Raw genomic sequence first — 26359 nt, 5'->3', positions numbered from 1 at the left:
TATGCCAGCTGCATGAAATGGGTTCTCCTGTGTCTCGTCCTGCTTGCCCCTCTGCCTGCGCGGGCCGGGGATTGCGTTATCCTGCTGCACGGGCTGGCGCGGACCGAGTATTCGATGGTGCTATTGGGCGCGGTTCTGGAATCGCGCGGGCACCGGGTCATCATTCCCGGATACGATTCGACCCGCTACCGGGTCGAGCATCTGGCCGAACGGACCCTGCCGGAGGCCGTGGCGCGCTGCGGATCGCAAACGGTTCATTTCGTCACGCATTCGATGGGGGGCATCCTGCTCAGGCACTGGCTGCGGGATCATCGTCCGCCGCGGCTGGGCCGGGTCGTGATGATGGGGCCTCCCAACGGCGGCAGCGAGATCGTGGACATTGCCGGCAGCTGGGAGGTCTTCGAGTGGATGAACGGACCGGCGGGCCAGCAGTTGGGCACCGGGCCGCAGGACCTGCCCGCGCGCTTGCCGCCGGTGGATTTCCCGCTGGGAGTGATTGCCGGGTCGAACACGCTGAACGCGCTGACCAGTTCGGTGATCCCCGGTGCGGACGATGGCAAGGTTTCGATCGCGTCGACCCGGGTCGCCGGCATGACCGATCACATCGTTCTGCCGGTCACCCATACCTTCATGATGCAGGCCCCCGAGGTCATGGTGCAGGTGGTGCGGTTCCTGGAAGAGGGGCATTTTCAGCCCGGCGCGGACTGGCGCCTGCTGCTGGACGAGGCGGACCTGGACTGTCTGTTGGGAGAGTGCGATGCCGATTGAGCTGGACCTTCAGGGCGCGCGAGTGTTGCGGCCCGGTGGCTGGGATCACGGACCGGTGTCGATTGCGGATGGGGTGATCGTCGACGGGCCGGTTGGGCGCAGCGTGGACCTGTCCGGCTATGACCTGCTGCCTGGAATCGTCGATGTGCACGGCGACGGGTTCGAGCGGCACATGGCACCGCGTCGAGGCGCGCTGCGGGAACGCGACGCGGGCATGGTGGCCTGCGCCGCCGAGTTGGGCGCCTGCGGGATCACCACCGCCGTGCTCGCGCAATTCTGGTCATGGGAAGGCGGGATGCGCGGGCCGGAGTTCGCCGAAGAGGTCTTTGCCGCCGTAAGTGCGGTGGCGCCGACCGTCCCGGTGGACCTGCGGCTGCAGATGCGTCTGGAGACGCATTTCACCGAGAGCTTCGAGGCGGCCGAGGCCGCGCTGGCGCGCTGGGGGATCGGCTATGTCGTCTTCAATGATCACCTGCCGCACGCGCGGCTGTCCGAGGGGCGGCGCCCGCCGCGCCTGACCGGGCAGGCGCTGAAATCGGGCCGCAACCCCGAGGCGCACCTGGCATTGATGACGCGCCTGCACCAAACCGGGGCCGAGGTTCCGGGGATTCTGGACACGCTCTGCGCGCGGCTTGCCGCACAGGGCGTGCGGATGGGCAGCCATGACGACCGGACGGCGGCGGGCCGGGCCGCGTGGCGCGCGCGGGGCGTCACGGTGTCCGAATTCCCCGAGACGCTGGAGGCGGCCCAGGCGGCGCGGGACGCGGGCGAGCCGGTGGTCCTTGGGGCGCCGAACGTGGTGCGTGGGGCGAGCCATGCGGGCAATGTCTCGGCGCTGGAGCTGATCGGGGCGGGGCTTTGCGATGCACTGGCCTCGGACTACCACTACCCTGCACCCGCGCGGGCCGCCTGGCGCTGTGTGGAACTGGGTCTGTTGGACGAGGCCCCGGCCTGGGCGCTGGTTTCAGAGGGGCCGGCGCGGGTGCTGGGCCTGGCGGATCGTGGGCGGCTGGACACCGGTCTGCGCGCCGATCTGGTGGTGATGGAACGCGAGACGCGGCGGATCGTGGCGGTCTTTGCCGGCGGCAATCTTGCCTGGATGAGCGGGCCGGTGGCGGCGCGCTTTATGAGTTAGCGGAGCGCTGGCGCGCACAGGGGGATTTGCGTTCAGGCCACGCAGGCCTTGAGGAGGGCGCTGCCCTCCTCAAACTCCTCCCGGAGGTATTTTAGGCCCAAAGAAGCAGCCGGTCAGTCCTTGGAGGCAAGGAAGTTCGCATGACCCATCTTGCGGCCCGGCTTGGTTTCGGCCTTGCCGTAGAGATGCAGGGCGCAGGCCGGGTCGGCGGCGAGCGTGGGGACGCGGTCCATGTCATCGCCGATAAGGTTTTCCATGCGGATGTCGCTGTGGCGGCTGCCGTCACCCAAGGGCCAGCCCGCGACGGCCCGGATGTGCTGTTCGAACTGGTCGGTCATGCAGCCGTTCTGGGTCCAGTGACCGGAATTGTGCACGCGCGGGGCGATCTCATTCACGATGAGTCCGCCCGGTGTGACGAAGAACTCGACCCCCAGTACGCCGATATAATCGAGCGCGTTCAATATCTTGCCCGCTGTCAGAACGGCGTCGGTCAGGATGCGGTTGGGCAGGTTGGCGGGCACGGTGGTGGTGCGCAGGATACCGCCTTCGTGGACGTTCTGGCCGGGGTCGAAGGCGGCGACGCGGCCGTCGGTGCCGCGCGCGGCGATGACCGAGATTTCGCAGGTGAAATCGACGAACCCTTCGAGCACGGCGGGGGCGCCGTGCAGTGCGGCCAGCGCCTGTTCGGCGTCTTCGGGTCTGGTCAGTCGGGCCTGACCCTTGCCGTCATAGCCGAAGCGGCGGGTCTTCAGGATCGACGGAGTCCCAATGGTTTCAATGGCCTGGGCCAGGGATTCCGCGTCGTCCACCGTTGCGAAAGGGGCGGTCTGCAACCCGAGGTCACGCAGGAAGGTCTTTTCGGTCAGGCGGTCCTGGCTGATCCGCAGGGCCTCGCGTCCCGGGCGGATCGGGCGGATCTGGTCCAGCGCGTCAAGCGCCTCGGTCGGGATGTTCTCGAACTCGTAGGTCAGAACGTCGACGGAATTTCCGAAGTTTTCCAGTGCCTTGATGTCGTCGTAGCCGGCCTGCAGGTGGAAGTTGGCGACATGCGAGGCGGGGCAATCGCCGCCCGGTTCGAAAATCGCGGTCTTGAAGCCGAGGCGGCTGGCCGCGACCGAGAGCATCCGGCCCAGCTGGCCTCCGCCAAGGATTCCGATGGTGCTGCCGGTGGGGAGTGGGGCGGTCATGTGGGTACCTGCAGTTTGTACGTTTTGTACGTTTTGTACGGCGTTTCCGACGTTTTGTACAAAGTCAGTCGCGCACCGGTTCGTCGGCGATGGAGGCGGAGAGATCGGCCCGCCACTGGTCCAGCCGGGCGGCGAGATCGGCATCCTGCAGCGCGAGAATCCCGGCGGCCATGAGCCCCGCGTTTTTCGCGCCGGCGGCGCCGATGGCCATCGTGGCCACCGGGAAACCGCGCGGCATCTGCAGGATGGAATAGAGGCTGTCGACCCCGTTGAGCGCGCGGGTCTGGACCGGCACGCCGATCACCGGCACGCGGGTCTTCGAGGCCATCATGCCGGGCAGGTGGGCGGCCCCGCCGGCGCCCGCGATGATGACCTGCAGGCCACGGCTGACGGCCGTCTTGCCGTAGTCCCACAGCCGGTCCGGCGTGCGGTGGGCCGAGACGATGCGCGTCTCGTATTCTACCCCGAGCTCGTCGAGAATATCCGCCGCCTCGACCATTGTGGGCCAGTCCGACTGGCTGCCCATGATGATGCCGACCCTGGGACTGTCCATGCCTGCCTCCGCGTTATGCGGGTGTTGTTATAGGCGATGGGGACAGGGGCGCAATGGGGCGGCGCTCAGGCGATGATGTCGGGCAGGAGCCTGTCCTCGATCAGGGCGATCTTGTCCTTGAGCAGCAGTTTCTTCTTTTTCAGGCGCTGCAGCGTGAGGCGATCGGCGGTGCCGGTCTCCTGCAGCGCATGAATTGCCTCGTCGAGGTCGCGGTGTTCGCGGCGGAACACTTCCAACTCCACACGCAGAACGTCCTCGCTCTTCATGGCGATATCCGTGGGCGCGTTCATGAGCCTAATCCCTTGAGTGATACCCGGACCACAAACATAGCGATTCTATGGCATTGCGCATAGCCCCTTGCGCGGATTGTCCCCTGTGCCCATATTTCCGGTGCGGCGGTCGCCTTCGGGGGCCGCGGCGTGACGGTCGCTTGTGCAAAGGACGTGTCGATGACCAAACTGACCTTGGGATCTTATCCCCATATGCTCGGGTTCGAGCAACTGGAGCGCCTGCTGGAGCGCACCGCCAAGACATCCGAGGGCTATCCGCCCTTCAACATCGAGCAGACTTCGGATCATTCCTATCGCATCACCCTGGCCGTGGCCGGGTTCCGCGAGGATGACTTGTCGATCACCGTCGAGGACCGCCAGTTGGTCATCCGGGGTCGGCAGCGTGACGATGGGTCGGATCGCATATTCCTTCATCGCGGCATTGCCGCGCGGCAGTTCCAACGCACATTTGTGTTGGCGGATGGTGTCGAGGTGGGTGAGGCTGTGATCGAGAACGGGCTGTTGCACGTCGATCTGACGATGAGCCGGCCAGAGACCGTCGTGCAGACGATCAAGATCAGGAAGGGGTAAGTACCATGCATGCCAAGTACGATTTTGACAAACTGGTCGAAGGGCGGACGGTCTATGTGCGCCCGGTGAAGACCGCGGACCTGCCCGATGACGTGCGCAAGCAGGCGGCTGGCCGTGACACGCTTTATGCCGTGCACCGCGCCGATGGAGAACGCCTGGCGCTGGTCAAGGACCGTTCGCTGGCCTTCGTGCTGGCGCGGCAGAACGACCTTGCGCCGGTGACGGTGCACTGATCCGTTATCGGGCGGGGGCGACTTGCCCCTGACACGTATCGCAAAGCCCGGCGGATTTCGCCGGGTTTTTCGTTTCCGGGCGGTCGGCTGGGCAGTCGTCTGGGCGGGATCAGCGGCGCGGGGGCCAGAGGCCGTACCTCTCCCAAAGCCATTGCGCGGCTGCGGCATTGGCCCTTGCGCGATCCGTGCTGTCCTGTAACGAGGCCGGTCGGTCGAGGGGCGTGACGCGGGCGCGGGCCCGTGGCGCAAGGCGCAAGGGCGTGCCGGTCAGCGCGCGCATGCCCGACAGCCAGATGTCGTCGACCGGGCGGGCCTCTGCCGGGATATCATGGGCGCGCGGGTCGATCATGCCGGGCCGGATCAGCACGCCGGAAAACCCCTGTGCGATATCGCTGTGCGGCGGGGCGGCGCCCTGGCGTTTCAACCTGTCGACGGACCAGCCCGATGCGGCCACCGCCTCACCTTTTCCGGCGGTGGCGCAGAGTGCCGCGAGCCAGCCGGGTTGATAGTGGCAATCGTCATCGCAATAGGCCAGTGCGTCCTGCGGAAAGGCGCGCAGCGCGGGCAGCAGCTTGGTCGCCGGGCCATGGTCCGTGTCGGACCAGAGCAGGGTGACGCCCCTGGGCAAGGGGGGCGGGGTGACCGGGCCGGGAAAGCGGTGGTATCGGCGCGGCAGGCACAGCACGACCCGCGCGGCGCCCTGTGCCAGGAGGCTGTCCAGCACCTCGGCCAGGGCGGCAAAGCGCGGCGGGATCGAGGTGAGGGTGATGGTCGTGCGGCTGGGGTCAGAAATTGAGATTGTAGTTCATCCGCAGTTTCATGTCGCGGGTGTCATCCAGGATGCGACCGCCATCAAGGTCGAGCGTCAGCCGTCCTTTGCCCGCATCATAGGCAAACCCCGTGCCGACACGGGGGCCGGTATGGCTGGTTTCGCTGCCCAACCCGTCGTCGAACCGATTGAATTCCGCCTCAAGGCTGACATAGGGCGTCAGCGCCGTGCCGATGTCGAAACTGGCGCGCGTGCCCAGCGAACCGGTCAGCCCGGTCACGGTCCGGGCGGTCAGCCCGCCGGCGGCGGGGTGATCCTCGGCAAAGCCGGACACCCCGATGAAGGACCGGATGTCGGCGCTGCCCCAGGTGTAATCCGCATTGGCGGTCAACCCCGCGGCGCGGCGTTCGGCTTGGTAGGTGATGCCCCCGACGTCGTAATCGGGCCGCGCGAACAGCGCGTAGCCGGTGACGTTGTAGCGCTCGCCGATGCGGGACTTGAAATAGGGGCCGATGCTGAGCGCGTCGCTGTCGACCGGAACGCCGGAGATGTCGAGGTCGGACCGGCCCGCCGACAGGAAGAAGCCGAGGCGCGTCGCACCGCCGACCTCGTAGTCGAAGCCAAATGTCAGTTCACGCGCGCTGCCGTCGATGTCGCCGTCAAAGACGCGCCCTTGCAGCGCCGCCCAGCCGGTCATGCCCGCTTGGTCGCCGTAGGTGGACAGGAACAGCCCGTTGCGCGTGACAGAGGCCGGGCCGCCGCCCGAGAGGGTGCTGTTGATCGCGCTGCCGACAAAGCCCACCGACGTGCTGGCCGAGGCGAAGGCGCCCGTGCCCTGCGCGGCTTTGCGCCCCTGGCCCGCTGCGCCACCGCCGCCACCGCCACAGGACAGGGTGAAGGTATCGCCGGGCTGCGCAAAAGCCTCGACCCCGTAGTCGCCCGTCCGGGCAGCGGTGTGGCTGAACCCGTCGCAGGAGGTGCTGTTGAAGGCCGGGTTGCAGATGCCGTCATCCGTGCCGCCCTGTCCGCCGAATTCGATCGAAACGGCCAGGGTGCCGGCGTCGGGTGTCGAGATGGTCAGCGACTGGCCCTGTTGCAGGTTCACGGCGACATGGGCCGGGGCGGTATGCACAACGCCCTGAACCGTCGCGCAGTCCGGCGCAGCAGCCAGGGCGGGACCGGATCCGATCAGGAGCGCGGCCAGTGGAATGAGGCGCAAGGGAATCATGGCATCACTGTAGCACGTTCAATGCTTGACAGTTTATCACGGAAGCCCGGGCGCTTCAGCCGTTGACCGGCTGGCGCCGCAGGGGCCCAAGTTTTTGTCACCTGCCAGAAATTCCGCAGCAACAGGCGCTTGCCCCGGCAGGACCGGCGGGGGCGGGGGGCTCGGTCTTGACAGCTTGCCCGTCGCCGGGCGTCACTGATCGAACGTCAGTCACGATGATCGGAGTCGCCCATGCCCGGATCGGGGACCAGATGGAGGTTCGCAGCGCTTGTGGCGCTGGGCCTGACCTTGCCCGGGTTGCGCGCAGAGGCGGCGGGCGATGCGCATGTGACCTGCGTGCAGGGACAGTTGAAGGCGCTGGGGTTCGATCCCGGACCGATCGACGGCCAAAGCGGCCCACGCACGCGCGGCGCCCTGCGTGCCTGGCTGGATACGCGCGAGGCCGGGGCGCGTGCTGTCTTTGAGACCCTGCCGCCTTTTGACAACCGTTCCTCCGTGGGCTGGTGCCGCGAGATCGGGCTGGCCGACCCCGTGGCGGCGAACCTCATGCCCTCGGTCAATCCGCCCAAGATCCTGATCGGTCCCGAGGTGCACCCTGAGATCGCCGACCATGTCCTGACGGCCTACCAGGAGGCCGAGGAGTTCCTGGAGCGGCGGTATGGCGTGAAACTGGCAAGCCAGGTCAGCATAATCGTGGCGACCGAGGTCGAAGCCTGGCATCGCTTGATCGACGAGGCCGGGACGATGAAGCTGCAGAGCTGGGCGGCGATCCGGGCGCGCGGCAAGCGGGACTGCAACACCGAGTTCGGACTGGGCGCCAGCGCCTCACGCGACGGCCTGTCCTTTTGCGGCACCACGCTGGCCCTGAAGGAGCCGGGGCTGGCAGAGCTGTACCGCATGGTCCTGTCGGTGACGATGGCACATGAGGTGGTTCACCACGCACAGCGCGAGTTCAGCTATGACAAGGTGGCCCGCTGGGTGCGCAACCCGGACGCGGTGCGCCCGCGCATGGGGCCGGCCTGGATGGTCGAAGGCACCGCGCAAGTGATCGAGCTGGTCTTCATGGAGGAAAAGTTCGGTCGCGTCGCGCCTGCCCTGCACCAGATGCGCGCGCAGGCCGCCGGGTCGGAGCTGACCCCGCGCCAGATCCGGCTGGCGCGGCAGGTCCGCACGGTCGAGGCCTATGACGTTTCGGCCTATGCCGTGGCCATGCTGGTCGAGCGGTTTGGCGAGGAAACCCTGTTCCGTTTCTGGCGCGCGGTCGGCGAGACCGACAACTGGTACACCGCCTTCGAGCAGGTCTACGGCATGACGGTCGAGAGCTTTGAGACGCTTTATCCGACGCTGCGTGACGACGAGATGGCACAGCGCGAGTTCCTCGCCGACCGGGACATGAACGGCGATCATATCCTGGCGCACCGCCCGCTGACAGAGGCAGAGCCGGGGCGGTGATGCCTGTCATCCCGGGCGGGGGTGGGAGGTAGGAATCCCCTGACTTGTTGACCGGACACGGAATTCCCTAAGTTGGTGCCAGACAGCATCCAGGGACCGGCATCATGATGATCAAGAAACTGATGTGTTCACTCACGTTTTGCCTTGCCGCCAGTATCGGCGCGGCAGAGGCGTCGGACCGGCATGTGAGCTGCGTGCAAAGGCAGCTGGCGACGCTGGGGATCGACCCGGGCGAGAACGATGGCACCAGCGGCGCGGGGACGCGGCAGGCGCTGGCGGAATTCATGCGCGGGCTGGTGGGCGAGGACGTGCAGGCGATCTTTGCCGGCTTGCCGGATTTCTCGGAACGGGCGGCGGTGGGGTGGTGCCGAGAGATCGGCGGGTACGCCCCGCAGGCGGCGGCGCTGATGCCCTCGTCGGAACCGCCCCTGATCCTGACTGCGCCGAATATCCCGGATGAAGTTCGCGGCTATATCCAGCGGTCCTACGATGACGCGCGCGAAATGTTCGCGCAGGAATATGGCATCACGACCGCGTCCAAGCCGGTGCTGATCGTGGCCTTTGGGCGCGACGACCTGGAAAAGCTGTTGCTGGAGCCGGTCGCCGGCATTCCGGATCTGTCCGTCAGCGCGGCACGGGACACCGCCGACGATCTCTGTATCGGGGTCGAGCGGGTGATGGGCAGCGCCTATCGCAACCGGATCGCCCTGTGCATGCCGCCCGAGCACCTGGACAGCGTGACCAGTTACGATATCTGGCGCGGGCGCTACCAGTACGTGATGCTGCACGAATACATGCACCATGTTCAGCGCGAGATGCTGTATGACAAGGTGGCCTATGATGAGACCGGGCGCCGCCGCATGGGGCCGCTCTGGATGGTCGAAGGCAGCGCCTATCTGGCGCAGATCAAGTCGCGCGGCGGCCCCACCCGCGAGGTGTCCGTGCCCATGCTGGCCGCGCTGCGGGCCCGGGACGAGGAAGAGGCCGTGCCGCTGGACTACATCCGCAAGAAGCAGTCGGTCCGTTCGGACGGCGAATATGCCGCCTCGAACCTGGCGGTGGCCGTGCTGGCCCTGCGCTATGGCGAGGACCGGATGGTGGAATTCTGGCGCGTGGCCGGAGAGATGGACGACTGGGAACCCGCCTTCGAGACGGTCTATGACATGAAGATGACCGATTTCGAGGGGCTCTTCGAAGAGTTGCGTCACGACCAGGGCAAGCTTTTGAAATTCGCCCGGGGTCAGGAGCCCTACGGGTTGGACATGAGGTTCGGTCCGATCAAGGGGGCCGGCCGGCCGGGGCACGCAGGACGGGGCAGCGTTCGGGGTTGAGGTTCCGGGCAACGCAGCGCGCTCTGCCGCCAATGAAAAAGCCCGGCGCGATGGCGCCGGGCTTTGTCGTCTTTCGGGGCGCGCGCGTCTTACTGCGCGGCGATCAGGCCCATGCTTTCCAGCTTGAGGATCACCTGGTGGGCGCAGTTGTCGACGTCGACGTTTTCGGTCTCGACCACCAGCTCGGCGTTCTCGGGGACTTCATAGGGGTCGGAGATCCCGGTGAATTCCTTGATCTTGCCTTCACGGGCAAGCTTGTACAGGCCCTTGCGGTCACGGCGTTCGCATTCCTCCAGAGAGGTGGCGACATGGACCTCGGTAAAGGCGCCGTACTGTTCGATCATCTCGCGCACGGCGCGGCGGGTCGCGGTATAGGGCGCGATGGGCGCGCAGATCGCGATGCCGCCGTTCTTGGTGATTTCGGACGCGACATAGCCGATGCGCTTGATGTTCAGGTCGCGGTGCTCTTTCGAGAAGCCCAGTTCCGACGACAGGTGTTTGCGCACCACGTCGCCGTCCAGCAGCGTCACCGGGCGGCCGCCCATTTCCATCAGCTTGACCATCAGCGCGTTGGCGATCGTCGACTTGCCCGAGCCGGACAGGCCGGTGAAGAAGACGGTAAAGCCCTGCTGCGAGCGCGGCGGCTTGGTGCGGCGCAGTTCCTTCACCACCTCGGGGAAGGAGAACCATTCCGGGATTTCCAGGCCCTCGGCCAGGCGGCGGCGCAGTTCGGTGCCCGAGATGTTCAGGATGGTGACGTTGTCCTTGTCCTCGATCTCGTCGGCGGGTTCGTACTGGGCGCGTTCCTGCACATAGACCATGTGTTTGAAGTCGACCATCTCGATGCCCATTTCTTCCATGTGCTCACGGAAGAGGTCCTGCGCGTCGTAGGGGCCATAGAAGTCCTCGCCGGCAGAGTTCTTGCCGGGGCCGGCGTGGTCGCGGCCGACGATGATGTGGGTGCAGCCGAAGTTCTTGCGGATCAGGCCGTGCCAGACCGCCTCGCGCGGGCCGCCCATGCGCATCGCCAGCGGCAGCAGCGACATGGTGGTGGTCGATGCCGGGTACTTGTCCAGGACTGCCTCGTAGCAGCGCACGCGGGTGAAGTGATCGACGTCGCCTGGTTTGGTCATGCCGACGACGGGGTGGATCAGCAGGTTGGCCTGCGCGTCCTTGGCGGCGCGGAAGGTCAGTTCCTGGTGTGCACGGTGCAGCGGGTTGCGGGTCTGGAAGGCCACGACGCGGCGCCAGCCCAGCTTGCGGAAATAGGCACGCAGCTCGTTCGGGGTGTCGCGGCGGGCGCGGAAGTCATAATGCACGGGCTGCTGGATGCCGGTCACCGGACCGCCCAGATAGACCTCGCCCGCGGTGTTGTGCAGGTAGTTGACGGCCGGATGCGCCAGATCGTCGGCGCCAAAGACCTTTTCGGCCTCGTTCGACTTGTTCGGCACCCATTTGTCGGTGACGGTCATGGTGCCCAGGATCACGCCTTCCTGGTCGCGCAGGGCAATGTCCTGACCGATTTCGATGCTGTCGGCAAAGTCCTTCTTGACGTCCAGCGTGATCGGCATCGGCCACAGGGTGCCGTCGGCGAGACGCATGTTCTCCACGACGCCGTTGTAGTCTTCCTCGCCCAGGAAGCCTTTGAGCGGGTTGAAGCCGCCGTTCATCAGCAGTTCCAGGTCGCAGATCTGGCGCGGGCTCAGGTCATGGCTGACCAGGTCGGCCGCTTCGACCTTCAGTTTCTGCGCGCTGTCGTAGGAAACGTACAGCTCGGGGATGGGGGCAAGGTTGTTCTGCATCAATTCGGTCCTGTGCTTAATGGGAACCAGGTTGCTGGAGGTGCCTGTCAGTTCGGCGTGGAGTGCGTCGTATTCCGCGAGTTTCCGGGCAAGAAACCGGTCCGTGAGCCGGTTCTTCTCGGCGGCCCCGCGAGAGGTCAGCGCGTAGGCGAACCTCTGGCGCCGGTCCGGCCCCTCGCGTTCGCTGATCTTGATGAACCCGGCCTCGGCCGCCGACCGCAGAAGCGCGTTCAACCGTCCGAGAGAGACACCCAGCGCGGAGGCGATGGCACGCTGCGACGACACGTCCGGCGCCACGTCAAGCTGGCGCAGGAGGCGGAAGAGCAGGCCTTCTTCATCCGATATGAGCTGTGCCTTGGAGGCGGGCATGGCGGGCGACTCAAAGTGTGTTCATCGATGAACGCATCCCACAGTTTGCACCCGCAGAAAAGCCAAAATTCGCGAACATGGGGGATTTCCGCCAGCGTGACTCATCCGCAACGCAGGGATGTTGCCGGTCAGGACGGGCTGCTAAAGCCTTCGGGCAGGAAGCGGACCATTGCCTCTGGTCCCTTGGGGGCAAGCTGGAAGAGATGCGGGCGCTTGGCCAGGTAACCACGCCAGGTACGGTCGGGGTGCGCGCTGATCTGTGCGCCATGCCGTACCCGCATTTTTGCACCAAGATCCGCGATCCGCATGCCGCGGCCATGCTGGCTGTGTGCGGCGATCATGCTGCGGATCTGCTGATCGAAGGTCGAGACTTCTTGTGCAGGGGCGGTGACCTGCAACTGGGTGAACCCAAGGCAGGCCGCCCGAAAGGTGGCGGGCGCCTTGGCCTCTCCGATGCCTTCGACGTGGTGCCCCAATTCACGCAGGCGCAACGCCAGGTGCGTGAAATCCCCGTCCGAGGAGGCAAGGAAAAAGGTGCGGTTGCACTCGTCCAAAGCCAGTTCCATCGCGTCCATGCACAGCAGGAGATCCGCGCCGTTCTTGCCGACACCGGCGTGGCATTGGCGATACCCTTGCGCCGTTTGCCAGCCGGTCGCCACCGTCAGGTTGCCGTAGACGCGCGCGACCGTGACACGGCCCTTGCGAGAGGCGATGTGGATCAACTGCCCGGCATGTGCGGCACTGATGTTGTCGCCATCCACCAGCAGGGCGACGGAGGTATCGGGACTGGGTGCAAAAGGATCTGGCATAACGAAACGGGGCACTGGTTTGAAAACGGCAATGCCGAGAGCAGACCCCCGATTCGGACAAAGTGCAACCCGGACCCTGGAAACAATTCGGCCCCGGCGCGTTGCCGGGGCCGTTTGGCGTGTCCTAGGGTGTCGCCTCAGGCGCTTTCGGGTTCGTTGGCGGCCTCCGGTGCCGGCTCGCCCGCTGCGTCCTGTTCGGCCAGCCAGCGCTCGGCCTCGAGCGCGGCCATGCAGCCCATGCCGGCGCTTGTCACGGCCTGGCGGTACTTGTGGTCGGTCAGGTCGCCGGCGGCAAAGACGCCGGGAATCGAGGTGGCGGTGCTGTCGGGCTTGGTCACGACATAGCCGCCCATGTGGGTTTCCAGCGTGTCCTTGACCAGTTCGTTTGCGGGTGCGTGGCCGATGGCGACAAAGACGCCGGCGCAGGGGATCTCGGTGACCTCGCCGGTCTTGACGTGCTTGACCTTCACGCCTGTCACGCCCTTGGGCATGTCGTCGCCCACGACTTCCTCAAGCTGGTGGAACCAGAGCGGTTCGATCTTGGGGTTCTTCATCAGCCGATCCTGCAGGATCTTTTCGGCGCGCAGCTCGTCGCGACGGTGGATCAGCGTCACCTTCGAGGCGAAATTGGTCAGGAACAGCGCCTCTTCCACGGCGGTGTTGCCGCCGCCGATCACCACGATCTCCTTGCCGCGATAAAAGAACCCGTCACAGGTGGCGCAGGCCGAGACGCCGAAGCCCTTGAAGGCTTCTTCTGACGGTAGCCCCAACCATTTCGCCCGCGCGCCGGTGGCGAGGATGACCGCGTCGGCGGTGTAGGTGGTGCCGCTGTCGCCATGCGCAACGAAGGGCCGCTTGTCGAGCTCGAGCGAGCTGATGATGTCGCCGATGATCTCGGTGCCCATCGCGCGGGCGTGGGCCTCCATCCGGACCATCAGGTCGGGACCCTGTACCTCGGTGTCGCCGGGCCAGTTCTCGACCTCGGTGGTGGTGGTCAGCTGGCCGCCGGGTTCCAGCCCCTGCACCAGGATCGGCTCCAGCATTGCCCGGCTGGCATAGACGCCCGCCGTATAGCCTGCGGGGCCGGAGCCGATGATGAGGACCTTGGTGTGGCGTGTCTCGGACATGGGTGTTCTCCTTAGCGGCGCGTGCGGGGTCATATAGCGACAAGGTCGGGGTGAAAAAAGAGGGGGGACAGGGTGCCGCGCGATTGTGCCATGTCGGAAAAGAATCTTGCGCTTTGTTGAAATATTATTGCGCGGGGCGGGCTGGCTGCTATAACAATCGCGAATTACACGGGGGAGACTATGGCAGGTCACCGGCTTGATCCGATTGATCGCAAGATTCTGGCAGAACTGCAAGCGGATGGCCGAATGACGAACGTCGAGCTGGCCCGCAGGGTCGGTATTTCGGCGCCGCCCTGCCTGAGACGTGTGCGGGTTCTGGAAGAACAGGGCTATATCCGCGGCTACCACGCCGAGGTCGACAGCCGTGCGCTGGGCTTCGAGGTGCAGGTCTTTGTCATGGTCGGCCTGCAAAGCCAGGCCGAGGTCGATCTCAGCGCCTTCGAGGAACGCTGCCGCGCCTGGCCCTTGGTGCGCGAGTGTCACATGCTGAACGGCGAGGTGGATTTCATCCTGAAATGCGTCGCGCCCGACCTGTCGACCTTCCAGAGCTTTCTGACAGGCGACCTTTTGACCGCGCCGAACGTCGCCAGCGTCAAGACATCGCTGGTGATCCGCAACGCCAAGGACGATCCCGGCGTGCCCTTCGAGGTTCTGGAAGAACGGTTGAGCCGCACCGCCTGAGCGGATGCGGCCCCTTTTCCGAGAGGTCAGGCGGTTGTGCCGCCTCCCGGTCAGACACCGACGAGATTCTCGACCACGTCGCGCGTCGTGCGCGTCATGCTGACCTGCCCGAAATCGTCCAGCGCCGCGATGTTGGGAAACATGGTCATGTAAAGGGCCCGCATGTTCTGTCCCAGTGACTGGCCCGCCGTATTTCCGGGGTGATAGGTTTCCAGTTCGACGCCGCCGATGCGGATGGTCGTGTGGCGCTGCACCATCAGGTGGAACAACTGCACCGTACCCATCGGCGTCACCTCGAGGAAACGGTCGCCATCCGCGTAGTCCTTGACCGGTGCAAGCACGCTGTTCTGGCCCAGCAGATCCTCCAGCCGGGGGTGGCGTATCACCATGCGCGCGGCGGGGCCCAGCAGCAGGTCCATCGGCGGATGCCCCATGCCGAAGGCGTCGGTGGTGATCCGCGTCATGTGTGTCAGCGTGGTCGCCTCGTCCTCGTGGCCGGGGACATAGGTCGTGGATCCGATCCAGGTAACAGGTTCGGATCCGCTGGCAGTCATGATGTAGTCGCCGGGCACGAGGTCCTCGATGGCGACCGGGCCGCGCACCGTCTCGATCAGGGTGCCGCGCGCAAAGGCGGATGCGCATTCCTCGAAAAGCGGGGAGGCGGGGGCGACATGCTGCGTGAAGGAAACGGTAAGGTCGGGAAGCAGGGCGGCGACCTCGTATTTGCGCATGAGAGAGGCTGCGCGGCGAGGTCGCCCGTCCGGAGAGAACTCCCGTTCCGGGGACACCGGAATCGAGTGAGCCGGGTCGGCTGCCGGGGCAACGCCCGAAAGGCCGCGATGGAGGCGGGTCATGTGAACACCCTTTTCGGTTGGTCACATCCGTGTTGGCCCCCACCAACAACGACAGACGGAACTTAATCGTACGGAACTGACTGATGACGATAAGGCCGCAATGTCGCCGGTCTGTCAAAATTGGCGCGTTCATGGGCGGGTGGCGCGCGACAATGCGATGTCGGCGGTGAAATTGTCAGAGTGTCGGGGACATTGGCGCCACATTCCACCTGCCGCGAGGCGAATCGCAGCAGGTCGGATTTGTGGGGAAGGCGCCGCTGCGGGCACCTGGCGCCGGGTGCGAAATCGCCGGGAACGGACCCGTCAGGCGATTGCCGTAAAAGCCGATGTTTTCGACCCGGGGAGGCCGCTGCCGGGATGCGCGGTTCAGGCGCTCTTGGCGCTGGGCTGGCGCGGGGCCTGTGCCTGCTCACGGCGGGCGGTCATGGCCGCACGCGGGGCGCCGCGTTCGAACGGCAGGCGTGGTGCGCCCTTGCGGGCGGTTTCCGTGATCGATGCGATAAAGCGGCGCTGCGGTTTCATGACGGCTCCTCTGCTCTGCCTCTGGTCGTGCCTGTCGCTAGAATTTGCAGCGAATTGCGGCATCATTGGGACAATGGCGGGCCAATTGGCGGATTGTTTCCGGCTGGCGCCGGGGACCGTCGCTAGAGGCGGATGGCAGAGATCAGGCGGCCATAGTCCGCCTCGCCGGCGTGGGTGGCACGGCGGTAGGAGTAGAACCGCTCGGGGTCGGAATAGGTGCAGTGACGGGTCCATTCCGCCTCGACACCGGCCTCGCGCAGGCGGTGCATCCCGTAGGCGGGCAGGTCGAACATCATGCGGTCTCCCGCGCCACCGGCAAAGAACCGGCTGTTGCGCCCGTCTTCGATGATGAAATCCTCGAAGAACTCCGGCCCGACCTCGTAGGCGCGCTGGCTGATCGACGGGCCGATCACGGCGCGGATCCCCTCGCGCGCAGCGCCGAGGGCCAGCATCGCCTCGACGGTGGATTCCAAAACTCCGTCGCGTGCGCCGCGCCAGCCCGCATGGGCCGCGCCGATCACCCCTGCGCTGTGGTCGGCGAACAGCACGGGCTGGCAATCGGCCGTCAGCACCCCCAGCGCAACGCCGGGCGTCGCGGTGACCAGCGCGTCGGCCTTCTGGCCGGAGGCGTCCTGCGGATCGGTGACGGTGACGACATCCGCCGAGTGCACCTGGTGCACGGTCAGCAGGCGGTCGGGCGCGGTTTCCATCGCGCTGGCCACCCGAGACCGGTTGATGGCAACGATTTCCGCCTGGTCGGAGGACCCGGACCCGCAGTTCAGCCCCGAGAAGATTCCCGAGGAGGCACCGCCCCGGCGCGTGAAAAAGCCGTGGCGCAGCGGGGAGAGGCTGAGCGAAGTGATGATCTCGAGCGTCATGGCGTGGCGCGCAGCTCCAGTCCGGGCGGGGGCGGGGAACCCTGTGGCAGCAGGGCGATGGTCTTGAACAGTGATCCCATTTCCGCCGGATGCGTCAACCGGCGATGTGCGGCAACATGGCTGTCCAGCGCCTCCCCGCTGAGTCGCTGCGCCAGCGCCTGGGCCCGCGCGGTGATCCCGAGGCGTTCCAGAAAAACGCCCTGCGGGGTCAACAATGTATGGGTCGCGGGGGCGGCAGCGGAGGCCAGCGCCTCGAAATCGACATGGGTGGTCAGATCCGCCTCGCCGGGGGTCGCCAGCGGCGAGACGGCCTGGTGCCCCTTCAGGGCCTGCAGGGTGTCGCCGAGCGACCGCCAGTCGCCATAATCGACGATCAGCGCCATGCCACCGTGCCGGGCGATTCGGGCGCCTAGGGCGGCGGCGATGGCCTGCGCAGGGGCGCATGTCTCGACGATATCGCCGTCGCGCGTGTCCTCGATCCGATGGGCTAGGCCGGGCTGCGGGGATGGCGCGGCAAGGCCAAGCGCAAGTGCGCCGTCATCGTCCAGACCCACCACACGTTCCTGCCAAGCGTCGCCCGCACGCTGGAACTGGCGCACCGGCAGCGCGTCGAAAAACTCGTTGGCGACCAGGAAGATCGGCCCTTCGGGCAGCGCGTCGACGCTGTCATGCCAGCTTGCCTGCGGCAGTCGGCTGGCCTGTTCGGCGCGCAACTTGGGCGAGGTTTCCACGAGATGCAGGCGGGCCGCGTCGTGAAAGCCGGGCACGCGGGCTGTGGCGCGCAGGATGTCGGCCATCAGGGTGCCGCGTCCGGGGCCAAGCTCTGCCAGGACAAAGGTCGCCGGCGCCCCCTGGTCCATCCAGCTTTGCGCAAGGCACAGGCCGACCAGTTCGCCGAACATCTGGCTGATTTCCGGCGCGGTGGTGAAATCGCCCGCGGCGCCAAGCGGATCGCGCGTGCTGTAATAGCCGTGCTGCGGATGCATCAGGCAGGCGGCCATGTAATCGGCCAAGGTCATCGGCCCATTGGCCATGACCTGCCGGACAAGGATATCGCGCAGAGCAGTCAAGAGGCCGCGTCAGCCCTTGCCCGGCGCCCACGATGCAGGGCGAACCAGATCGTCAAGGCGCCGCCCAGGATCATCGGCAGGGTCAGCAGCTGCCCCATGGTCAGGCCGTAGCCGTCCACCTGCAGGGCAAGGCCCAGCGGATTGCCTTCGGACTGGAACTGCGCGTCGGGCTGGCGAAAGAACTCGACGATGAACCGCCCGATGCCATAGCCCATGAAGAAGGTGCCCGCGACCGCGCCGGGCCGTTTCAGCCAGCCGCGCGAGACCATCCAGATCAGGACGAGCAAGAGCACCAGTCCCTCGAGCGTCGCCTCGTACAACTGCGAGGGGTGGCGCGCGCAGAGTTCCCCCAATGGCTGACCGCAGTCCTGTGCCAGCTGGCCGGGAAAGATCACCGCCCAGGGCGCGTCCGAGGGACGGCCCCAGAGTTCGGCGTTGATGAAGTTCGCCAACCGGCCCAACAGCAGCCCCGGCGGGGTCGCCAGCGCCAGCAGGTCAGAGGCCGAGGCCAGCGGAACCTTGTTGCGCGCGCAGAAGATCCAGACCGCCAGCACCACGCCGATCAGCCCGCCGTGAAAGGCCATGCCGCCCTGCCAGATCATCAGGATTTCCGCCGGATGCGTCAGGTAATAACCCGGCATGTAGAACAGGACGAATCCCAGCCGCCCACCCAGGATGATGCCGAGGATCACCCAGGTCAGCAGGTCCTCGATCTGGCGCGGGGTCATGGGCGGCGTGTCATTGGCCCACAGGTGCGCGCGCCTGACCGCCCAGACGGCCAGCCGCCAGCCGATCAGGATGCCCGCGATATAGGCGAGCGCGTACCAGCGCAGGGCAAATTCGAACCCGAATAGCGCGATGGAAAAGACCTCTGACGAGAGGTCGGGAAAGGGAATGGCGGCCTGCATGCGTCCTGTTGCCTCTTGTCGCGCGGCGAAGTCAACCTTGAGGGTCCCGCCTTGTGGGACCATATAGGAACGGAATGCAACGCCGGAGTGACCCATGCAGACGCGAAACAAGGTTTTCGAGGATATCAGCCAGCTGATGACCAACGCCATGGGCGTGGCCCAGGGGGCGCGGGAAGAGGCGGAAACCGCCATGAAGTCGATGATCGACCGCTGGCTGGCGGATCGCGATTTCGTCACCCGCGAGGAATTCGACGCGGTCCGCGCCATGGCGCAGAAAGCGCGCGAGGAAAACGAGGCACTGAAGGCGCGTATCGAGGCGCTGGAAAAGGGCTGAGGCCCACACGCATCGGGCCGGATTGCGCGGAATTGAGATGAAACCTCTCAATTCCGGGCTGGCCCGGCGCAAGACTCTCATTCCTGCAAGCTTGTGCGGTTTCTGATCCCGGGGGTTTGACAGTCCGCCCCTCCTTGGCTTTCGTTCGCGCAAACGTGAGGAGGCGGGACATGTATCTGGGACTGGATATGGGAACCTCGGGGCTGCGGGCCCTGCTGGTCGATGGCAACGGCGCACCGGTGGGCAGCGCCGTGCGGGCCTATGAGCCGAAACATCCCCATCCCGGCTGGTCCGAGCAGGATCCGGCGGACTGGGTGGCGGCGGTGGATGGCGCTCTGGGCGAACTGAGCGCCGCACATCCGCAAGCCATGTCTGATGTTCGAGGCATGGGCGTGTCGGGCCACATGCATGGCGCCACGCTGCTGGATGACGGCGGCAGGGTGCTGCGCCCCTGTATCCTGTGGAACGACACCCGCAGCGCCGCCGAGGCGGCGGAGATGGACGCGGCCGAGGCCGTGCGCGACCTTTCCGGCAATATCGTCTTTCCGGGGTTCACCGCGCCGAAACTGCTTTGGGTGGCGCGCAATGAACCGGATGTCTTTGCCCGCACCGCCGCGGTGCTGCTGCCCGCCGCCTACATGAACTTTCACCTGACTGGCGAGCGTTTTGCCGACATGTCCGACAGCGCGGGGACGGCCTGGCTGGACGTGGGCGCGCGCGACTGGTCGGCGCGCCTGCTGGAGGTATCGGGGATGCGCCCCGACCAGATGCCGCGCCTTGTCGAGGGCTGCGCAGCAGGGGGCACCCTGCGCCCCGACCTGGCGGATCGCTGGGGCATGTCTGCGGACGTGATCGTGGTCGGCGGCGCGGGCGACAATGCGGCCTCGGCCTGTGGCGTCGGCGCGATGCGCGAGGGAACAGGGTTCGTTTCGCTGGGCACGTCGGGCGTGGTGCTGACCGGGCGCGACGGCTATGCGCCCTTGCCGGAAAGCGCGGTCCACACCTTCTGCCACGCGGTGCCGGGGCAATGGTACCAGATGGGGGTGATCCTGGCGGCGACGGACAGCCTGAACTGGCTGTCGCGGATCACTGGGGCCTCTCCTGCGGACCTGTCGGCGGAGCTGGGCGATACGCTCGACGGGCCAGGGGCGCTGCGCTTCATGCCTTACCTGTCCGGCGAAAGGACTCCGCACAATGACAGCCGCATCCGGGCCGGGTTCCTGAACATCGACGTGGGCACCAGCCGTCGCGACATGACGCGCGCCGTGATGGAGGGGGTTGCCTTTGCCCTGTGTGATTGCGCCGAGGCGCTCAAGGCCTCGGGAGCGCGGCTGGACAGCCTGCTGGCGATCGGCGGCGGGGCGCAGTCTCGCTATTGGGTCGAACTGATCGCGACGGTTCTCGATGTGCCGCTGGCCTTGCCCGACAAGGGCGATTTCGGCGCGGCACTGGGCGCGGCGCGACTGGCGATGGTGGGGGCCGGTGCCGGTACGGTGGAGGACATCATGGCCCCGCCGCCGGTGCGCGAGACCGTAGCGCCCAATGCGGCGCTGACGGGCGCCTACCGCGATGCCTATGCCGCCTGGCGCGAGATCTATCCGGCCGTGAAGGGGCTGACATAGGCACGGGATTTGTCGTCGGGCTGTGACACCATCCGGCAGGAGGGGCCGCATAGGACCAGCGATCTGGCCTCGATCCCGTGCCGGGCGTTGGAGGGGGAAGCCGCTCAGGCCGGCCCGCCGGCCTCGTCCACCTGGTGGATCCAGACCTCGAACCCGGTCAGGTCGTGGCGGCCGAAACTGTGGATCAGTGGCACGTCCGCCGCGTCGCGTCCGCGCGCGATAAGCACACGGCCAAAGCGGGTGTCGTTGTTGCGCGGATCGAACACCCACCATTGCCCGCCAAGGTAGACCTCCATCCAGGCGGCAAAATCCATCGGGCGGATCGGCGCGGACTGGCCGATGTCGCTGACATAGCCGGTGCAATAGCGCGTGGGGATGTTCAGCGCCCGGCACAGCGCCACAGCCAGATGGGTGAAATCGCGGCAGACGCCGACGCCCTCGTTCAGGGCCTCGGCGGCGGTGCGTGTCGGGCGCGAGTGTTCATAGCCGAAGCGGATGTGATTGTGCACGAAGTCGCAGACCGCTTGCACCCGTGGCCAGCCAAGGGGCGTCTCGCCGAACTGAGCCCATGCGAAATCCGACAGCACGTCGCTTTCGCAATACCGGCTGGGCAGCAGGAACCCCAGCGCCTCGACCGGCAGATGTTCCACGGCGTGTTGCTGCGCGTCATGCCCCACGGGATCGGAGAAACCGGCATCGAACAACGTGCCGTCCGTTGTGACGGTCATCCGGCCCTCGGGTGCCACCAGCCGGTTGCACCAGTTGCCGAACCCGTCTCGGTAGGCCTCGACCGGGACGCCGGGATCGGTCAGCAGCAGGTCGGGCCGTTCAAGATCGCTCGCACGGGAATAATGGACGTTCAGCAGGCAGATCATCGGCGTGGGCGCGGCCAGTTCGACGGAAATCCGGCACCCCAAGTTGATACGCATGGTCCCTCGTCCGGTTGCGGCCCGGGCACTTGGCGCCCCGCCAGTGCCCCCTACCCAAGCATCAATGGCCACCGGACGATAGTCATAGCGTCTTGCCGGGATGCTGAAAAAGCGGGCTGTGCCGAAAAAACCGACACTTCCGGTGCCTCAGGCTGCCGCGCGGCGCGCTGGCGGATTTGCCTCGGCCCGGAGGGCTGCCGTCAGCATACGACGCGACGAGATGCGCGGCAGGTTCATTTCCGGGATCAGCCGGTCCGCGCCGAACCGCGTCAGGTAGTCGGCGTAATTGTCGAATCCGTGCCGTGACGCATAGTCGATAAAGCTTTCGGTCGGGGCACCATTGGCGAGCAGCACTTCATGGGCCTCGGTTTCGACATGGTAGACGGTAAAGGGAGAGGGCAAGTCGGAAAGCGGGATATGGGCGATCCCCGGTTGCCCCACCAGCGCACCGGCATTCACCAGCATCCCGTCCAGCACAAGTGCATGATCGGCGGTCACCATCAGGTCGGTCTCGGGCAGGGCCGCACCAAGGGCACCGGCGACGATGCGCACCGGTTCCAGCCCCTCGGGCAGGGCGCCGATGCGCGGGCGCAGGGACTGCTGGCCCAGCCAGAGCAGCGGCACGCTGCGCCCGTCGGCGGTCAGCAGGTGGTCGCCGGGAGCAAGGCTTTCGACCGGGCGGGGACCTTGCGGCGTGGCGATCTGCGTTCCGGCCAGGAAACAGGCGGCGCCGAGGGTGTTGGTGCTGAAGGGGGATGTCACAGAAAAATCCCCTGAGTTATCAACTAGAAAGCTGGGTTCTGGCGTGCGATCGAGAAGCGATTGATAGCTGATGTCGGTGCCAAAGACGGGGCCGTTCACCTTGCCAATTTTGTCGACCCAGTGCACTGTGGGATCGATGAGACCAATCAAAAAGACCGAAGCCGCACCGAAAAAAGCGTCGCTCGGGGACAGATCGAGACCAGAAATGGCGCTGTGCCCGACGGTGTAGAAGCCGCCCGCCGGTATTGTTGCTGTGCCAAGCCCAGGAGCAGTGGTACTTGTGCCGGTGATCAGGTTGAGTGACCAGCCGGTGAGATCGACCGCAGTGGCCCCGTTGTTGTGCAATTCGATCGCAATTTCGCCTGCGGAGGTGATTGCGACTTCGGAAATGATAATGGCCATATGTCCCTCGTTACCAACTCTCCCGGCGATCTGGTTTCGGGTGTAATCATGCCCTGGGTGCCGGAGATCGGGTTCAATAATACATAGATGTGGTTCAATTGAACATTAATACGTCGGGATACGCGGCGCTGGTGGTCAGGCTGGCCTGCGCACCGGGATCACCTGTTGTGCGATGCCAGCGAACAGCAGGTAGACAGAGGTCACGACCAGCCCCCAATGGGCCCAGCTTTGCGGGTCGAAATCGACCCAGGCGGCCCAGCCGGCAAAGATCGTCCAGGCCAGCGCGATGGGCAGCGAGAGCATCCGCCAGCGCGCGGTGCGCACCGGGTGGATGAATTTCAACGGCAGGAACATGGCCAGGGCCAGCGCAGCGACAAGCGCCAGGATCACCCAGAAATCCGGCTTGATGGCAAAGAGGACCAGCACCAGCATGTTCCAGCAGCCGGGAAAGCCCTGAAAGGAATTATCTTCTGTCTTCATCCGGTTGTCGGCGAAATACATGGCGCTGGAAAAGGTTATCAGGATGATCGCCACCCAGCCCGTCCACCCCGGCAGCAGCCCGGACTGGAACAGCGCGAAAGCAGGGATGAAGACATAGGTCAGGTAGTCGATGATCAGGTCCAGCAGCACGCCGTCGAACCGGGGGGCAAAGGTCTTGACGTCGTATTTCCGTGCCAGAGGTCCGTCCACGCCATCGACGGCAAAGGCCACCACCAGCCAGAGGAACATGAGCGACCAGTTTTCCTGTACGGCTGCCAGCATCGCCAGCATGGCAAAGACCGCCCCGGTGGCGGTCAGAAGGTGAACGCAGAGCGCACTGGTCTCGGGTTTCAATCGTGACGTCATGAAACCGTCATGGAGCAAATGCGCCCGGGTTGCAATTGTCCAGGCGCCGATGCCGGGCGCGGGCGCCGCTTGCATCATGCCGGGGCGGGGGACATATGCTAGAGATCCGAGACAGCCGGAGGATTTCATGCTCAGAGCTTTTGTTTGCCTTATTATGCTGGCGGTCCCGGCAGCGGCGCAGGACGTGCGCGTGCCGCAGAGCCCGGGTGAGATAAGCCTCAGTTTCGCGCCCCTCGTGAAAGAGGCAGCCCCGGCGGTGGTCAACATCTATGCCCGCCGCGTCGTCGAACAGCGCAGCCCCTTTGCCGGCGATCCCGTCTTTGGCGACTTCTTTCGCCAGTTCGAACAACGTCCCCGGGTGCAGAACTCGTTGGGCTCGGGCGTGATCCTCTCCGCCGATGGCATCGCGGTGACCAATTACCATGTCGTGGGCCAGGCGACGGACATTCGCGTTGTCCTGAACGACCGCCGCGAATTTGACGCCGAGATCCTTTTGGCGGACGAGGAATCCGACCTGGCCATCATGCGGCTGGCCGGGGCCGAGGACATGCCGCACCTGGATCTGCGTGACAGCGACACGGTCGAGGTGGGCGAATTGGTGCTGGCCATTGGCAACCCCTTCGGTATCGGGCAGACGGTGTCCTCGGGCATCGTGTCGGGGCTGGCGCGGTCGGGCACGGCGACGGGCAATGCGCGCGGCTATTTCATCCAGACCGATGCGCCGATCAACCCGGGCAATTCCGGCGGGGCGCTGATCGACGTGCGGGGCGAACTGATCGGCGTGAACACCTCGATCCTGACGCGTTCGGGCGGGTCGAACGGCATCGGCTTTGCCATCCCCTCGGGGCTGGTGGCGCAATTCGTGAAACAGGCACAGGAAGGCCATCGCCGGTTCCAGCGGCCCTGGGCGGGGATGGTCGGCCAGCCGGTGACGGCGGAACTGTCCGACAGCCTTGGCCTCGACCTGCCCGGGGGCGTGGTCATTGCCGAAATGCACGAGGACAGCCCCTTTGCCGCCGCTGGGCTGCAGGTGGGCGACGTTGTGTCCGAGGTCGACCGCGCGCCGGTGAACACGCCCGCCGAGATGCTGTTCCGCATGTCGATGCGCGGGATCGGCCGGTCGGCCGAGGTGATCTATGTGCGTCGCGGCGAGGAAAAGATTGCCACCGTGCCGATGATCGCCCCGCCCGACAGTCCACCGCGCGAGACCGTGGACCTGGGCGAGCGCACGGCCCTGCCGGGGCTGCAGGTTGCGCGGGTCAACCCGGCGGTGGTCGCGGAACTGGGGCTGCCGGTGGACTCCGAGGGCATCGTGGTGCTGGATCCGGGACCGTTTGGCGCCCAGGTCGGCCTGCAGACCGGGGACCGGATGCTGGGTGTGAATGGCCGCCGGATCGAGGCGCCGCGCGACGTGGACCGCCTGCTGCGCCGTCCCGGCCCGCTGGTCCAGATCGAGGTGTTGCGCGGAAACCGCCGTCTCCTCCTGCGCTTCCGGGCCTGAAAGCATGGCCGATCTCTTTGATACCGGTGCGGCAGAGTCCGCGTTGGCCGACAGTGCGCCGCGTCCCCTGGCCGACCGGCTGCGGCCCCGGCGCCTGGACGAGGTGATCGGCCAGCGCCAGGTGCTGGGCCCGGACGCGCCCCTGGGCGTGATGCTGGAGGCCGGCACTCTGGGGTCCATTGTTTTCTGGGGGCCGCCGGGGGTGGGCAAGACCACCATCGCGCGGCTGCTGGCGGACGCCACCGACCTGCATTTCGTCCAGATCAGCGCGATCTTTTCCGGCGTGCCGGAGCTGCGCAAGGTGTTCGAGGCGGCGAAACAGCGCCGCCGCACCGGGCAGGGCACGCTGCTTTTCGTCGACGAGATCCACCGTTTCAACAAGGCGCAGCAGGACAGTTTCCTGCCCCACATGGAGGACGGGACCATCCTGCTGGTGGGGGCGACCACGGAAAACCCCTCGTTCGAACTGAACGCCGCTTTGCTCAGCCGGGCGCAGGTGCTGGTCCTGGAGCGATTGGGGGACGAGGACCTGGAGGCCCTCGTAAAACGGGCAGAGGGCGAACTGGGCCGAGACCTGCCGCTTGACGCATCCGCCCGCGCCGCGCTGCTGGACATGGCCGATGGCGACGGCCGTGCGCTGTTGAACCTGGTCGAACAGGTTACGTCGTGGCGGCTGGCAAAACCGCTGGACACGGACGGGCTGAAGACCCGGCTGATGAAACGCGCCGCCGTCTACGACAAGTCCGGGGATGGCCACTACAACCTGATCTCCGCCCTGCACAAGTCGGTGCGTGGATCCGATCCCGACGCCGCGCTCTACTGGTATGCGCGCATGCTGGAGGCGGGCGAGGACCCGCGCTACCTGGCCCGCCGCATCACCCGCATGGCGGTCGAGGACATCGGCCTGGCCGACCCGCAGGCGCAGGCGGTCTGCCTGCAAAGCTGGGAAACCTACGAACGACTCGGCAGCCCCGAGGGGGAACTCGCGATCGCGCAGGCGCTGGTCTACCTCGCGCTGGCGCCGAAATCGAACGCGGCCTATGTCGCCTACAAGGCGGCGCGGGCATCGGCCAAGAAGACCGGCAGCCTGATGCCGCCCAAGCATATCCTGAACGCACCCACCGGGTTGATGAAGGATCAGGGCTATGGCGCGGGGTATGCCTATGACCACGATGCCGAGGACGGGTTTTCCGGGCAGGATTATTTCCCCGACAAGATGGAGCGCGCCAGCTTTTACGAGCCGGTGGAGCGGGGGTTCGAACGCGACCTGCGCAAGCGGGTGGATTATTTCGCGCGTCTAAGGGCGCAGCGAAAGGGCGACTAGGGCGGCGTTCACGGCATTGTGGTGGGTGGACGGGTGAAACACGCGACCGAACGGCCTAGGATCCCCCTCACGACTTTCCCGAACCGCCGTGCCGACGGCCAAG

At 66.1% G+C, this 26359-nt stretch carries 27 protein-coding genes; 11 read left to right on the top strand and 16 right to left on the bottom strand.

Annotated elements, in window-relative coordinates; all coding sequences use genetic code 11:
- Nucleotides 1-12: 12 nt before the first annotated feature.
- Together RBB42_RS17825 and RBB42_RS17820 are read left to right on the top strand one after the other, a co-directional pair.
- Nucleotides 13-768, top strand: coding sequence for an alpha/beta fold hydrolase (locus RBB42_RS17825; protein WP_305968024.1), 756 nt, complete (start codon nucleotides 13-15; stop codon nucleotides 766-768).
- Entirely contained in the window at nucleotides 758-1903 is a 1146-nt protein-coding gene (locus RBB42_RS17820) for an alpha-D-ribose 1-methylphosphonate 5-triphosphate diphosphatase (RefSeq protein WP_305968025.1), read from the top strand. Before RBB42_RS17825 ends, RBB42_RS17820 begins: the two co-directional genes overlap by 11 nt.
- A 113-nt stretch (nucleotides 1904-2016) precedes the next feature.
- Here the strand turns inward: RBB42_RS17820 and RBB42_RS17815 are convergent, their stop codons facing one another.
- The 3 genes from RBB42_RS17815 to RBB42_RS17805 all read right to left on the bottom strand — a co-directional run bounded on the left by RBB42_RS17815 (nucleotide 2017) and on the right by RBB42_RS17805 (nucleotide 3933).
- The gene (locus tag RBB42_RS17815) at nucleotides 2017-3090 is read right to left on the bottom strand and encodes a 5-(carboxyamino)imidazole ribonucleotide synthase (protein WP_305968026.1); all 1074 of its coding nucleotides are present in this window, start codon (nucleotides 3088-3090) and stop codon (nucleotides 2017-2019) included.
- Between the two features lie 64 nt (nucleotides 3091-3154).
- Nucleotides 3155-3643, bottom strand: coding sequence for a 5-(carboxyamino)imidazole ribonucleotide mutase (gene purE, locus RBB42_RS17810; protein ID WP_305968027.1), 489 nt, complete (start codon nucleotides 3641-3643; stop codon nucleotides 3155-3157).
- Nucleotides 3644-3708: 65 nt separating this feature from the next.
- On the bottom strand, nucleotides 3709-3933 hold the full coding sequence (locus RBB42_RS17805) for a YdcH family protein (RefSeq protein ID WP_043140872.1): 225 nt from the start codon (nucleotides 3931-3933) through the stop codon (nucleotides 3709-3711).
- Between the two features lie 159 nt (nucleotides 3934-4092).
- Here RBB42_RS17805 and RBB42_RS17800 point away from each other — a divergent pair, with 159 nt between their 5' ends.
- Together RBB42_RS17800 and RBB42_RS17795 are read left to right on the top strand one after the other, a co-directional pair.
- On the top strand, nucleotides 4093-4503 hold the full coding sequence (locus RBB42_RS17800) for an Hsp20 family protein (RefSeq protein ID WP_043140874.1): 411 nt from the start codon (nucleotides 4093-4095) through the stop codon (nucleotides 4501-4503).
- A gap of 5 nt (nucleotides 4504-4508) precedes the next feature.
- Nucleotides 4509-4736, top strand: coding sequence for a DUF1150 family protein (locus RBB42_RS17795; protein ID WP_043140876.1), 228 nt, complete (start codon nucleotides 4509-4511; stop codon nucleotides 4734-4736).
- A gap of 109 nt (nucleotides 4737-4845) precedes the next feature.
- Here RBB42_RS17795 and RBB42_RS17790 read toward each other — a convergent pair whose 3' ends face one another.
- Complete coding sequence (locus RBB42_RS17790) at nucleotides 4846-5460, bottom strand: hypothetical protein (protein WP_305968028.1); 615 nt, start codon at nucleotides 5458-5460, stop codon at nucleotides 4846-4848.
- 61 nt (nucleotides 5461-5521) lie between these two features.
- Nucleotides 5522-6733 (bottom strand): autotransporter domain-containing protein, encoded by a 1212-nt coding sequence (locus RBB42_RS17785; RefSeq protein WP_305968029.1) that lies wholly within the window; start codon nucleotides 6731-6733, stop codon nucleotides 5522-5524.
- Nucleotides 6734-6964: 231 nt separating this feature from the next.
- Between RBB42_RS17785 and RBB42_RS17780 the strand changes: the two genes are divergently transcribed.
- Together RBB42_RS17780 and RBB42_RS17775 are read left to right on the top strand one after the other, a co-directional pair.
- A complete protein-coding gene (locus tag RBB42_RS17780) occupies nucleotides 6965-8185 on the top strand; it encodes a peptidoglycan-binding domain-containing protein (protein WP_305968030.1) in 1221 nt (406 codons plus the stop codon).
- Nucleotides 8186-8289: 104 nt separating this feature from the next.
- Nucleotides 8290-9516, top strand: coding sequence for a hypothetical protein (locus RBB42_RS17775; RefSeq protein WP_305968031.1), 1227 nt, complete (start codon nucleotides 8290-8292; stop codon nucleotides 9514-9516).
- 89 nt (nucleotides 9517-9605) lie between these two features.
- Here the strand turns inward: RBB42_RS17775 and RBB42_RS17770 are convergent, their stop codons facing one another.
- The 3 genes from RBB42_RS17770 to trxB all read right to left on the bottom strand — a co-directional run bounded on the left by RBB42_RS17770 (nucleotide 9606) and on the right by trxB (nucleotide 13623).
- Nucleotides 9606-11687 (bottom strand): bifunctional sulfate adenylyltransferase/adenylylsulfate kinase, encoded by a 2082-nt coding sequence (locus tag RBB42_RS17770; RefSeq protein ID WP_305968032.1) that lies wholly within the window; start codon nucleotides 11685-11687, stop codon nucleotides 9606-9608.
- A 128-nt stretch (nucleotides 11688-11815) separates the two neighbouring features.
- Nucleotides 11816-12496 carry an NYN domain-containing protein gene (locus RBB42_RS17765; RefSeq protein ID WP_305968033.1) on the bottom strand — a complete coding sequence of 227 codons (681 nt, stop codon included), beginning with the start codon at nucleotides 12494-12496 and terminating at the stop codon, nucleotides 11816-11818.
- 137 nt (nucleotides 12497-12633) lie between these two features.
- Complete coding sequence (gene trxB, locus RBB42_RS17760; RefSeq protein WP_305968034.1) at nucleotides 12634-13623, bottom strand: thioredoxin-disulfide reductase; 990 nt, start codon at nucleotides 13621-13623, stop codon at nucleotides 12634-12636.
- Nucleotides 13624-13803: 180 nt separating this feature from the next.
- On the opposite strand from trxB, the gene RBB42_RS17755 reads away from it, so the two are divergent.
- Entirely contained in the window at nucleotides 13804-14304 is a 501-nt protein-coding gene (locus RBB42_RS17755; RefSeq protein ID WP_305968035.1) for an Lrp/AsnC family transcriptional regulator, read from the top strand.
- Nucleotides 14305-14354: 50 nt separating this feature from the next.
- Here the strand turns inward: RBB42_RS17755 and RBB42_RS17750 are convergent, their stop codons facing one another.
- From RBB42_RS17750 to lgt, 5 genes are all read right to left on the bottom strand, one after another.
- Entirely contained in the window at nucleotides 14355-15035 is a 681-nt protein-coding gene (locus tag RBB42_RS17750) for a Hint domain-containing protein (protein WP_306043737.1), read from the bottom strand.
- A gap of 489 nt (nucleotides 15036-15524) precedes the next feature.
- On the bottom strand, nucleotides 15525-15680 hold the full coding sequence (locus RBB42_RS17745; RefSeq protein ID WP_305968037.1) for a hypothetical protein: 156 nt from the start codon (nucleotides 15678-15680) through the stop codon (nucleotides 15525-15527).
- A gap of 122 nt (nucleotides 15681-15802) precedes the next feature.
- Complete coding sequence (gene pgeF / locus RBB42_RS17740) at nucleotides 15803-16558, bottom strand: peptidoglycan editing factor PgeF (RefSeq protein ID WP_305968038.1); 756 nt, start codon at nucleotides 16556-16558, stop codon at nucleotides 15803-15805.
- Nucleotides 16555-17628 (bottom strand): class I SAM-dependent methyltransferase, encoded by a 1074-nt coding sequence (locus RBB42_RS17735; RefSeq protein WP_305968039.1) that lies wholly within the window; start codon nucleotides 17626-17628, stop codon nucleotides 16555-16557. The genes pgeF and RBB42_RS17735 overlap by 4 nt, the downstream gene beginning before the upstream one ends.
- Complete coding sequence (gene lgt / locus RBB42_RS17730) at nucleotides 17625-18536, bottom strand: prolipoprotein diacylglyceryl transferase (RefSeq protein WP_305968040.1); 912 nt, start codon at nucleotides 18534-18536, stop codon at nucleotides 17625-17627. The genes RBB42_RS17735 and lgt overlap by 4 nt, the downstream gene beginning before the upstream one ends.
- Before the next feature lie 94 nt (nucleotides 18537-18630).
- Here lgt and RBB42_RS17725 point away from each other — a divergent pair, with 94 nt between their 5' ends.
- Nucleotides 18631-18870, top strand: a complete 240-nt coding sequence (locus RBB42_RS17725; RefSeq protein WP_043140914.1) for an accessory factor UbiK family protein — start codon at nucleotides 18631-18633, stop codon at nucleotides 18868-18870.
- Between the two features lie 170 nt (nucleotides 18871-19040).
- Nucleotides 19041-20492: a xylulokinase gene (xylB, locus tag RBB42_RS17720; protein ID WP_305968041.1), complete on the top strand. Its 1452-nt coding sequence runs from the start codon at nucleotides 19041-19043 to the stop codon at nucleotides 20490-20492.
- A 104-nt stretch (nucleotides 20493-20596) separates the two neighbouring features.
- Here xylB and RBB42_RS17715 read toward each other — a convergent pair whose 3' ends face one another.
- The 3 genes from RBB42_RS17715 to RBB42_RS17705 all read right to left on the bottom strand — a co-directional run bounded on the left by RBB42_RS17715 (nucleotide 20597) and on the right by RBB42_RS17705 (nucleotide 23431).
- A complete protein-coding gene (locus RBB42_RS17715) occupies nucleotides 20597-21421 on the bottom strand; it encodes a transglutaminase-like domain-containing protein (RefSeq protein ID WP_305968042.1) in 825 nt (274 codons plus the stop codon).
- Between the two features lie 147 nt (nucleotides 21422-21568).
- A complete protein-coding gene (locus RBB42_RS17710) occupies nucleotides 21569-22585 on the bottom strand; it encodes a Hint domain-containing protein (RefSeq protein WP_305968043.1) in 1017 nt (338 codons plus the stop codon).
- A gap of 135 nt (nucleotides 22586-22720) precedes the next feature.
- The gene (locus RBB42_RS17705; RefSeq protein ID WP_305968044.1) at nucleotides 22721-23431 is read right to left on the bottom strand and encodes a CDP-alcohol phosphatidyltransferase family protein; all 711 of its coding nucleotides are present in this window, start codon (nucleotides 23429-23431) and stop codon (nucleotides 22721-22723) included.
- A gap of 127 nt (nucleotides 23432-23558) precedes the next feature.
- Between RBB42_RS17705 and RBB42_RS17700 the strand changes: the two genes are divergently transcribed.
- Complete coding sequence (locus RBB42_RS17700) at nucleotides 23559-24932, top strand: trypsin-like peptidase domain-containing protein (RefSeq protein ID WP_305968045.1); 1374 nt, start codon at nucleotides 23559-23561, stop codon at nucleotides 24930-24932.
- 4 nt (nucleotides 24933-24936) lie between these two features.
- A complete protein-coding gene (locus RBB42_RS17695; protein ID WP_305968046.1) occupies nucleotides 24937-26256 on the top strand; it encodes a replication-associated recombination protein A in 1320 nt (439 codons plus the stop codon).
- Nucleotides 26257-26359: the final 103 nt, after the last annotated feature.

The sequence above is a fragment of the Mameliella sp. MMSF_3455 genome, from assembly GCF_030733205.1.
In the GTDB taxonomy this organism is placed as follows: domain Bacteria; phylum Pseudomonadota; class Alphaproteobacteria; order Rhodobacterales; family Rhodobacteraceae; genus Antarctobacter.
The sequence above is the reverse complement of the archived record's forward strand: the minus strand, read 5'-3'. Positions and strand labels throughout refer to the sequence as shown.